At 60.1% G+C, this 10307-nt stretch carries 7 protein-coding genes; 3 read left to right on the top strand and 4 right to left on the bottom strand.

From position 1 onward, the window contains the following. Positions 1-66 precede the first annotated feature (66 nt). Positions 67-327 carry a GlsB/YeaQ/YmgE family stress response membrane protein gene (locus AC1Q6C_RS16485; RefSeq protein WP_003942027.1) on the bottom strand — a complete coding sequence of 87 codons (261 nt, stop codon included), beginning with the start codon at positions 325-327 and terminating at the stop codon, positions 67-69. 188 nt (positions 328-515) lie between these two features. Here AC1Q6C_RS16485 and dctA point away from each other — a divergent pair, with 188 nt between their 5' ends. Together dctA and AC1Q6C_RS16495 are read left to right on the top strand one after the other, a co-directional pair. After that, a complete protein-coding gene (gene dctA / locus AC1Q6C_RS16490; RefSeq protein WP_230359664.1) occupies positions 516-1913 on the top strand; it encodes a C4-dicarboxylate transporter DctA in 1398 nt (465 codons plus the stop codon). 551 nt (positions 1914-2464) lie between these two features. Continuing rightward, complete coding sequence (locus AC1Q6C_RS16495; protein WP_230359663.1) at positions 2465-3319, top strand: glycosyltransferase family 2 protein; 855 nt, start codon at positions 2465-2467, stop codon at positions 3317-3319. Positions 3320-3364: 45 nt separating this feature from the next. On the opposite strand, the gene AC1Q6C_RS16500 is transcribed toward AC1Q6C_RS16495, so the two are convergent. The 3 genes from AC1Q6C_RS16500 to AC1Q6C_RS16510 form a co-directional block, all read right to left on the bottom strand. Continuing rightward, a complete protein-coding gene (locus tag AC1Q6C_RS16500; protein WP_230359662.1) occupies positions 3365-4729 on the bottom strand; it encodes an outer membrane protein assembly factor BamB family protein in 1365 nt (454 codons plus the stop codon). Further along, complete coding sequence (locus AC1Q6C_RS16505; protein ID WP_230359661.1) at positions 4726-6165, bottom strand: hypothetical protein; 1440 nt, start codon at positions 6163-6165, stop codon at positions 4726-4728. The genes AC1Q6C_RS16500 and AC1Q6C_RS16505 overlap by 4 nt, the downstream gene beginning before the upstream one ends. Positions 6166-6348: 183 nt before the next feature. Next, positions 6349-8595, bottom strand: a complete 2247-nt coding sequence (locus AC1Q6C_RS16510; RefSeq protein WP_065455890.1) for an MMPL family transporter — start codon at positions 8593-8595, stop codon at positions 6349-6351. Between the two features lie 223 nt (positions 8596-8818). Here AC1Q6C_RS16510 and AC1Q6C_RS16515 point away from each other — a divergent pair, with 223 nt between their 5' ends. After that, positions 8819-10267: a zinc-binding metallopeptidase family protein gene (locus tag AC1Q6C_RS16515; protein WP_230359660.1), complete on the top strand. Its 1449-nt coding sequence runs from the start codon at positions 8819-8821 to the stop codon at positions 10265-10267. Positions 10268-10307: the final 40 nt, after the last annotated feature.

Genomic DNA, 10307 nt, shown 5'->3' on the forward strand with positions numbered 1-10307 from the left:
CCACCCCCCCCCCCCCCCCCCCCCCCCCCCCCCCCCCCCCCCCACTTCTCGAATTGGGTCGGCTTGCTATTTCTTGCCCGTGACGGCGCTGTAGCCGATCGAGAGCACGGCCGCCGCGGCGATGCTGATGATCCAGCGGATCCAGTCGATTCCACCCGTGTCGCCCTTGTCCGAGATCGCTCCCCAGACCCAGTACCCGATAAGCGCTCCGGCGATACCCAGCACGACGGTCACGATCATGCCGTACTGCTGCTTACCTGGCAGTACGAGACGAGCCAGGATTCCGATGACTGCGCCGAAAATGATGGTTCCGATAATTTGCCCCATGACAGCCCCTCTCACACGTCGTGCATGCACGCGGACGGAAGATCACCGCTCAGGGAAACAATAACCACAGTCACACACAACTGTCGCTTGTTGACCGAATTGTTGTCCGAGATGCAACCTCGACGCGTTACATCCACGACATTCGCGAGTTATTTTTTCGCAATCAAGCGGACCTACCGTTCCCATCCATGCCAACTTCCGTAAAACTGCCGAACAGCGAGCTCGCGCGACTCGCCAACAAGCCGCCCTGGTACCGATCACTGTTCGTGCAATTGATCGCCGCTATCGTCATCGGTGTTCTCATCGGCTGGTTGTGGCCGGAATTCGGCGCGAACCTCAAGCCCCTCGCCGACGGGTTCATCAAGCTGATCAAAATGCTGATCGCGCCGATCATCTTCTGCACCGTTGTGATCGGGATCGCCCACGTCGGGGATCTGAAGGCCGTGGGGCGTATCGGCGTCAAAGCACTCATCTACTTCGAGGTCGTGACCACCTTCGCCCTGTTGTTCGGGCTGCTCATCGGAAATCTGATGAAGCCGGGTGCGGGATTCGACATCGATCCGGAGACGCTGGCGAACGGTGCGGACGCCGTGGCAGCCAGGACCGGAAGTGGCGAACTTCCCCACACCGTCGAATTCCTGCTCAATATCATTCCGGTGTCGATAGTTTCGGCCTTCGCCGAGAACGCACTCCTCCAAGTCCTCTTCTTCGCCGTACTGTTCGGGCTCGCATTGGCCAAGGCGGGTGAGAGTGGACCACCGATCGTGTTCGAACTCGTCGATCGTCTGAGCCATCTGTTCTTCACGATCATCGGCTGGATCATGAGACTGGCGCCGTTGGGCGCTTTGGGCGCGATGGCGTACATCGTCGGTCAGTACGGGATCGCTTCGCTCGGAAGTTACGGAAAGCTGATCGCCGCATGCTATCTCGCCGCCGTCCTGTTCATCCTCATCCTGGCCGCGATAGTCAGGTACTTCGCGGGCGTGAACCTGTGGAAATTCGTCAAGTACATCAAGGACGAACTCTTCCTCGCTTTGGGAACGGCGTCGACCGAAGTAGTTCTGCCCCGAATCATGGTCAAGCTCACCAACGCCGGATGCTCGCGCACTACAACAGGATTGGTGGTGCCTACCGGCTACTCGTTCAATCTCGACGGCGCAACGCTGTACCTGTCGATCTGCATGCTGTTTCTGGCGCAGGCACTCGGCGTGGACCTGACACTCGGTGAACAGATCACTGCCGTCCTGGTTCTGATGCTCACCTCGAAGGGAATGGCCGGCGTGCCGGGATCGTCATTCCTGGCGCTGTCGGCCACCGTGGCCGCAATCGGTCACGGCGCAATTCCCGTCGCCGCAGTCGCTCTCCTACTGGGCGCCGATCGAATCATGGATTCGATGCGGGTGTCGGTGAACCTGCTCGGGAACTGTGTCGCAACCTTCGTGGTCGCCAATTGGGAGGGGCAGCTCGACAAGGAGCGCATGCGCCGAGTGCTCGACGGAGAAGACGTTCCACCGCTCGAGGAAGTCGATCCGATCGCGGGGAAAACCGTTCCGGCACCCGAAACCGAAAGCATCCTGACCCGATAGGTAGGTGCCGGCTGCTGTTTGCACATCGGAAATCGGTGCTGAAGAGTCGCGGGGGGCAGACTTCACTGGAAAATTCAGACCGACAGCTACAAAAGCAAATATTTGCAGATGGCGACAACCCGGCCGACGAGGGACCGTTGAATCTACAAATACGACACTTGCGCTGCACCGACTCCACTTCACTGAAAAGCAACTTGCGACATCCAGATATTGCCCGGCGGTTGCCGCAGTGGCGATTCACAATTCAGCGAACGGGCAGCATTATATTTGCCGGAATTAGAAGGACTAAAGTCCGGTGTTCGACCGACGAATAGACTTGAGTGGGTAAAAATCAATCAGTTCCGAAAGGCTTATTCTGCATGCATTTATGCCATGCCAGCTGCACTTATGCTGATAGTTTCCCGCAATAAGCTGTTGCGGGATTGATCATATGGCCCTCGGTTCAAATTGTCCGAATGGTCACCTATTGCTATCGTAACCTTTGCGAAGGACTGGACCCGATTGCCCAGCAAAGGAATACAGTGACCGCATCCATGCAGGATATTGAACACTTGTCCACTAATCGACTTTCGGTGGTTGTTCCGGTATTCAACGAAGAGAACGCGGTTTCCGGCTGCATCGAGCGTCTACTGACCCAGTCGGAAATCGATGAGATTCTGATTGTCGACAACAACTCGACGGACGGTACTGCATCGATCATCCAGGAGTTCGCCGAGAAGTACGACAAAGTCCGATATGTCTTCGAGGCCCGCCAAGGCGTCGTACACGCCCGGAACGCGGGCTTCGACGCCTCGACCGGCAACATCATCGGTCGTATCGACGCGGACACACGGGTACAACCGGGATGGGCAGATGCGGTCAAGGGTTTCTTCCAACGCAGCACCGCTCATTCAGCGGTTGCCGGACTCACCTACCTCTTCGAATCGCCGTTTGCTCGAATCCACCGCTACGCACTGGACAGGCAGGTGAAACAGGGGAAGTTCGATTGCGAACGTCAAGTACTCGCTGTCGCCGGAGCGAACATGGCGATCAGAAAGAGCGCATGGCTGTCCGTCCGCGAGCAAGTCAGTGACCGGCCGGACATCCACGAAGATATCGACCTTTCACTGTGCCTTCGGGAGGAAGGGATGACGATCGGTCAGATCGCCGACATGCGAGCAGAAACGTCCGGTCGACGCGGTGAAACCCCTCCGTTGGAGTACCTGAAGTACAACCAAGCATCCGAATCGGTTCTGCACCTTCACAACATCATGAATTGGCGCCTCAAACTGACCATCTGGGGCGACTCGATGCTCCACGCGCTCGTGTGGCCCGTCTACCGCATCTACAACTTCGAGCAGGAGCGCCTGGAGTTCAGGCGCTTGTTCGGCATGTCGAAAGGTCGAATCATGCCAGTTCACCAGTAACCCATCGAATTTCGCTAATCACCGAAGGTTCGCAGCCACCGAATTTCACGACAGTTTCAACGCCGTGATGCGGTCTTCACTGGAACGCAACAGCACCTTCTCCCCCGCCCACAGCTCGCGCGGCATCATCCAAGGCGTGAACTCGTCGTCCCCGTCCCGGTCCACCCGAATCTCCCAACTACGTTGGCCTGTACGGACATTCGTTCCGTAGACGTTTCCCTCGTCGATAACGACATCGCCGTGCCAGACAACCTCCCCGGCGCGCTCGGCGTTCGATCGCCACAGGACCTCACCGGTGAGCAGGTCCACGAACTGGACCTCGGGCTCGGAACCAGAACGGGTCACGGCAACCACGTTGCCGATCACCGCCAACGACTGTGCGGTGTCGAAGACTTCACTGTTGGACCACAACTTCTCACCCGAAGTCCGGTCGAAACCGCTGTGTCCCAGAATGATCGGAGTCGATCCTCCTGCGGGATTATCTCGGCTGTATCGCCCGCCGTAGTACGAGGACTCCGAGGGCAGTTCGTCTGTCCTGGCGAACTCGCGCCCGTTCTGATCGAGCGCGTACTCACTTGTCGGACGGCCATTGCCTTCGCAACCGCCATCCGACACCAATGTCACGCCGTCCGACGATGTGTGCGCGGTCGAGCAGGTGGAGTAACCGTGTACCCACCGCTGTTCGCCGGTCTTCAGGTCGAATCCCAAGGACTCGTCGAGAGCGATCACGCCCAGGTCGCCGTGAACCGACATCACCGGATCGACGTATCCGGCTTCCCACGATCCACCGATGTCGAACGCTTTGGACCAGTTCGCTTCCGGATCGTCGACGGTTCCGCTGTGCACGCGAACGTCGTTGCTCTCGATATCACCTTCGAGCGCGAGGACGGTGTCGCCCGAGACAACCGCGACGATCGGCGACCACGGTGTCTTGATGTCTCGCCGCTCTCCCGTCTCGATGTCGAACAGCGAGTACGAACCACCGGATACGTACGGCCCGGAGAAACACAGCACCGAACTGCCGAGCAGAGTCTCGGAGCAACCACCGATGTCGACCGCCGACGTGCGCCAACGAACTGTGCCATCTTCGGCGTCCAATCCGACCAATTCTGCGTCGTCCAACGAATATGCCTGACGATCCGGCATACCGATCATCGTGACCACGAGTGATCCGGCGTCGATGAATCCGCCCATGTCCATGTTGAATTCGGTTCCAACAAGTGGGCTCCGGAAGATCGCGAACTCGCGCCCGAGAATCTCGGAGGCCTCGACGCTCCATAGCGGCGACGAGATCGCTGTCGGTTCGGAACTCGTCGACGTGACCACCGTGGCGATGGCGGCAGTGACGGTGACTACGGCTGCGGCGGCCGCGATCCGAAGTCGCGATTTCGGGGAGAATCTGGTGGTCATCGAATCTCCAGGCCTTCGGTCGTCGCGAGAAACTCCAACTGCGCGAACGTCATCGGATCGTTCGGGATCGCAGCCGACGACGAAACCGAGACTTGGGTCCCATTCGGGCGGGTGACGACCACCGACCTGCTCGTTTCCTGCGTCGATTCTGCTTTCGAGCCGTCATTTGTCATGGGCACGGTCGCGTAGTTCCGTTCGTCTCGCTCGATCACGGATCCATCCGGTCGCGTCACGAACTCCAAGGGGTGCCCGTAGTAGGAGGGGTCGTATTTGTTGGGCTCCTTGGGGAGTGGTTGTCCGCCGGTAATTGTCATGTTGAGCGTCGATTCGCTGTCTCCCGTCCGAGTGAGAAGTCTCTGACATGCGGTGGACCTGTCATTCTCCGCCACCGTCAGAGTGCCCGGTCCGGTATCAAGAATCGGAAAACCCGGAGGTACAGCGCGCCATCTGACTTCGAGTACCGCGTTGAGACGTTCGATCGTCGCGCGATCGAGTTCGGCCACGTCGCCAGAGTCTCGGGGGATCCCGTGGCACCCGGGCGAAAGCGGTGCCGTACCCGGCGGAGCAGGCGTCGTGATTCGCAGTTGCGGCAGGCTGACCAAGGACACCAGTTCGTCGATGGTCAGTGGAAGCGCGCCGCTTGCCTGAACCTCGGCGCCGACTCGATCGGCAGTGTCATCGAGATAGGCGTGAACTCGTGTGCCATCGATGCCGTAAAGGAACGCCGAACGAGAGAGAGCGCGTTGTCCGTTGATTTCACTCCACGAGTCCTGCACGTCCACAACTGAACCATCCGCGAGTGAGCGACGTTCGACGAGAGAACCGGCAATGCACGGAGGAACCGGCGCCTTACTGCTGTTGACCGAGACCGACAGTCCACCACTGGCCTCGCCTCGAAGTATTGTCGCCGACGCATCAGTGGACGCCAGATCCTCGATCGTCCATCCCTCGGGCAACTCGTCCGAGGTCGACGGTGCCGAGATCGGACCGAACTGGAGTGATCGGCTCGGGCTGGCGAACTTCAGCTCGACATCTTTCGGGAGCGCCTGCTTGACCGCTTCCGACATCGCGGCGGCCTTGACACTCGAGAACCACGGAAAGCGTGGATCGTCGTACGTATCAGATCCGTCGAGAATATAGGAGAAGAACGAATCCTCCTCCGGCGCTTCGACACTCTCACAACCCGGAATCGCGGTCGGGTACACCGCGCTCGGCGTGACGTACGAGAATTCAGGCACGTCCTCCGGCGAAATCTCCTCCGGTGTGGACGTAATGCTGATCGACGAAGTCGCAGCTACCGAGATGTCATCGGACGGCGAACTGCTCCACCGATCCACCAGCCCGGCAACCACTGTCCCACCGGCGATCAGGGAGACGACCGTCAGCGCGAAGGTCCACTTCTCCGCCCGCTTCGAATCGGTTTGCTCCTTCGACACGTACCCTCGCAGTCACCGTCACGGCTCGCCCCCGATGCGCGTCGCCTCTGGAATTCCTGTCGCGATCACAGCAATTTCTGTTACCAACCGGATGGTTTCCTATCGCGCGGGCTCCGTATGAACACAGAAGAACGGGGTGCCAGTTGCTGTGCAACCGGCACCCCGTTCTGACTGCCTGAGTGCTTACACCCTCACAGGCACCTGATTCGGGTCTGGATCGGAATCCGGATCCTGCTCGATCGGAATCCGTCGAATCGCTTCACCCTCGATGTCGACGTTCGGCAGGATCTTGTCGAGCCACGCCGGCAACTTCCACGCTGAATCACCGAGAATCGACATGACCGCAGGTATCACGATCATGCGGATGATGAAGGCGTCGAAGAAGACTGCCGCCGCGAGGCCGAAGCCCATCATCTTGCTTGTCGTCTCCGAGGACAGCATGAATGCGCCGAACACGGAGATCATGATGATGGCCGCCGACGCGACCACGCGAGCACCATGGGTGTAGCCGGAGATGATGGCGTCCTTGGCCGACAATCCGTGCACGTATTCCTCGCGCATTCGCGTCACGAGGAACACTTGATAGTCCATCGCCAACCCGAAGACCACACCGATCATGAAGATCGGCAGGAACGAGATGATGGGTTGTGTGTGCTCGATCAGCCCGAAGTCGCCCTCCTGGAAGATGGCCACCGTGGCGCCGAAGGTCGCACAGACGGAAAACAGGAATCCGAGAGTTGCGGTCAGCGGCACCAGGATCGAGCGGAAGACGACCATCATGATGATGAACGCCAGCCCCACAACCACGATGAGATACGGGATGAGCGCGGAACTGAGCTTCGACGACATGTCGGCAACGATCGCGGTTTGCCCCGCTACACCGAGTTCTGCGCCTTCCGATTTCACCGTCGATCCGTAATTCCGGATCTGATTCATCAGCTCGTGGGTTTCGGGGCCGCTCGGTGACATCTGCGGGGTGACCGCGATCAGCGCAGAGTTGGCGCCCGCCATCGGGTTTGCTGCGTCGGGTCCGTTTCCGACCCACATCAACTGATCCGGAGTTGCGACGTTGTCGAGGCCCTTGATGTGCGCGACAGTGCCTTCGGCAATAGCGGTGATGTCGGTGCCGTCAGGCGCGTCGAGCACGACGAACAATTCGCCATTGACGCCTTCACCGAACCCACGTTGCAGCAGGGCAAGTGCCGGCCGCTCTTCGTCCTGAGTGAACGAGAGTCCGAGTTCGAGCTTCGTCATCGGAATAGCCGCGATCACCAGAAGCACCAGCGCAGCACCCGCGATCGGCCACGGGTACTTGGTGACTATCTTGGCCCAGCGATGTCCGTTGGATTCCATCGTCTCGGGCTCGTCACCGTGGCGAAGCCCGGGGATACGAGGCGAGAACGCGAATCTGCCGAAGATACCCAGGACAGCCGGGATCAACGTGATTGCGCCGAGGACGGCGATGATGACGGCAACCGCTGCAGAGATTCCCATCTGGGTGATCATCGGAACCCCGACCACCGCCAGGGCTGCCAGCGCGACCACAACCGTCAGGCCGGCGAAGACGACGGACGAACCGGCAGTACCCACTGCGCGCCCGGCAGCGGCTTCCCTCGTTCCGCCCAAATTGAGCTCACTGCGGTAACGCGAAACGATGAACAACGCGTAGTCGATCGAGACTGCGATGCCGATCATCGTGACGATTCCCGTGACGCCTTCGTTGATGTCGAAGAAGCCCGAACCGAGTGTGACCGTCAAAGTGGCCAGCGCAATTCCCAGAATTGCGGTGAACAGCGGAATAAAGGCCGCAATGAGCGCGCCGAACGCCACGATCATCACGATGAACGCCACCGCGAAGCCGAGCATCTCCGACAGACCACCTGCGGCCTGTACCTGCATCATCGAACCGGTGCCTTCGACTTGCAGGCCACCGGTGCGGAATTTTGCCATCAAGTCGAGGAACGCCGTCTTGTTGGCCTGTGTCTGATCCTCGATGCGAATCGACTGATTGAGCTGGATCAGCCCGACCTTGCCGTTGTCGCCGAGAACGGCCGACGCCACCGCCGGATTTGCCTCCGCGAGGGTCACCGGATTGACGATCTTCTCGGGATCGACGATATCCGGCAACGTCTTCGCCTGCGCGATCAACTGGTCGATCTGATCGCTGTGTGCGGCAAGTCCGTCGTCTGCCGCGATGAGAATGCTGGTCGACGCCTGAGTTTGTTGCTCTGCTGCCGCTGCAAAGTTCTCGTTCATCAACTCGGTCGCACGTTGGGAATCAGTGCCCGGAAGATTGAATTCTTTGGAGAACGTCGGATTTGTGGCGCTGATTGCGCCCCCCACCACCGCGATCACGATAATCCACGCGGCCACCACAAGATACTTGTGGCGGAAAGCAAACTTCCCCAACCTGTAAAGATACGTAGCCAACGTAGGCCTCTCTCGCCGTGGACTGGTCTGTCCGAAGAACACGGAGTCTTTCGGTGCCAGGGACATACGGTACGGACCGATCGGCCTGTTGGCACCCGGTATATCTGCGAAAACGGCATATCCGACGCGCCTTCGTCCCGTTTTCAGACCGCTCGGTACCGTGGACACGACACGGGCAGGCGCCTCGCCAGAGCAGACGCCACGTAGTACGAAAGGCAATCCCATGAATCACGGCCAGGCCGTCGATCGCGATCTCCTCCTTGCCGGCCAACAGCGACTCGACGCGCTGGGCCCACGATTGACGGGCTCTCCTGCACACCACGAGGTGGTGGAAGAAGTCGCGAACGAACTGACCGAACTGGGCCTCGACGTCCGGCGTGATTCACACACTTTCGAACGCTGGGATCTGCCGGCGACACCTGACGGACTTCGCATCGAATTGCCGACGGGACCGATCAGAGTTTCGTCCGCATTCCCCTACTCCGGATTGACCGGGCCACAGGGAATCTCCGCTCCCCTGGTCTACGTCAGCGCGCGACGCCCCAAGTGGTCGGCGGCCAAGGGCGCGATCGCAGTGATCGAGGTCCCGCACATCGATCTCCCCCGCAAGCTACTGGTCAGCGAGTGGGGCCCGATCGCCACCGACGAGACACTTCGAAATCCGGTTCTCTCCGCAACACTTCTGGGCCCGAAGCTCGACAAGGCCCGCAAGGCCGGTGTCCTCGGCGTGATCGCGGTGTGGCGTGACATCGCTCCGGACAACGCACTGGGACAATATCTTCCGTTCACGCAGCCATATCACGACATCCCCGCCGTCTGGGTGGCCGGCGACGAGGGCGCGAAGGTTGTCGCTGCAGCTCGCTCCGGTCAGCTGGCGACTCTGGTACTGGATGCGACTCTGCATCCGGACACCCGGACCGACACGGTGTGGGCGGTGTCCCCCGGAACCTCACCCGAAGAGACGATTCTGCTCATCACTCACAGCGACGGAACCAACGGTGTCGAGGAGAACGGGCATCTGGGAATGTTGGCCTTGGCGCGTCACGCCGTCGCGCAGCCGCATCGACGGTCGTACGTTTTTGTGCTGACGACCGGCCACCTTCGCATCCCAGCGGTGTCCAAGCACGGACAGGCAACGTCCACCTGGCTCGAAGCGCACCCCGAGATGTGGAACGGCGAAGACGGTCAGGCGCGCGCAGTAGCGGGGATCGCAATCGAACACCTCGGCGCACTGGGTGATACCGAGAACACCTCGACCGGCAGCTATTCGTTGGAGACCACTCCGGAACCGGAACTGCTCTACGCGACGAGTCGGGAAGTACACGACATCGTTGCACCGCTGTGGCGCGACATCGGGGCAGGCGATCGCCGAATCGTGGCGCCAGGACCGGTCATTCATTTCGGTGAGGGTGAACCGTTGTTCGAGCGGAAGATACCGGCGGTCGCCTTGGTGACGGCGCCGCAGTACCTGCTCGCTCTGCGTGACGCCGACACAGTCACGCACGTCGATCTCGACGCGATGGTCAAACAGGTCGAAAGTTTCCGCGATCTGCTCGACGCCTTCGACGCAACCGACACCGAGGCTTTCGGTCCGGTGGTCTCGCGCTCGGTGTTCGCGAAGTTCTCGGCGCTACTTCAGTTGATGCAGATTTTGTCGAAAGCCAAGAAATAGTGCTGTGGGGGGGCTTTTGTCGGGGGGGGGGGGGGGAGGG

Source organism: Rhodococcus sp. MT28, from assembly GCF_058792695.1.

Excerpts from the sequence above, each read along its gene's own strand:
- AC1Q6C_RS16485 (WP_003942027.1), bottom strand. The coding sequence starts at position 327 with ATGGGGCAAATTATCGGAACCATCATTTTCGGCGCAGTCATCGGAATC.
- dctA (WP_230359664.1), top strand. The coding sequence starts at position 516 with ATGCCAACTTCCGTAAAACTGCCGAACAGCGAGCTCGCGCGACTCGCC.
- AC1Q6C_RS16500 (WP_230359662.1), bottom strand. The coding sequence starts at position 4,729 with ATGACCACCAGATTCTCCCCGAAATCGCGACTTCGGATCGCGGCCGCC.
- AC1Q6C_RS16515 (WP_230359660.1), top strand. The coding sequence starts at position 8,819 with ATGAATCACGGCCAGGCCGTCGATCGCGATCTCCTCCTTGCCGGCCAA.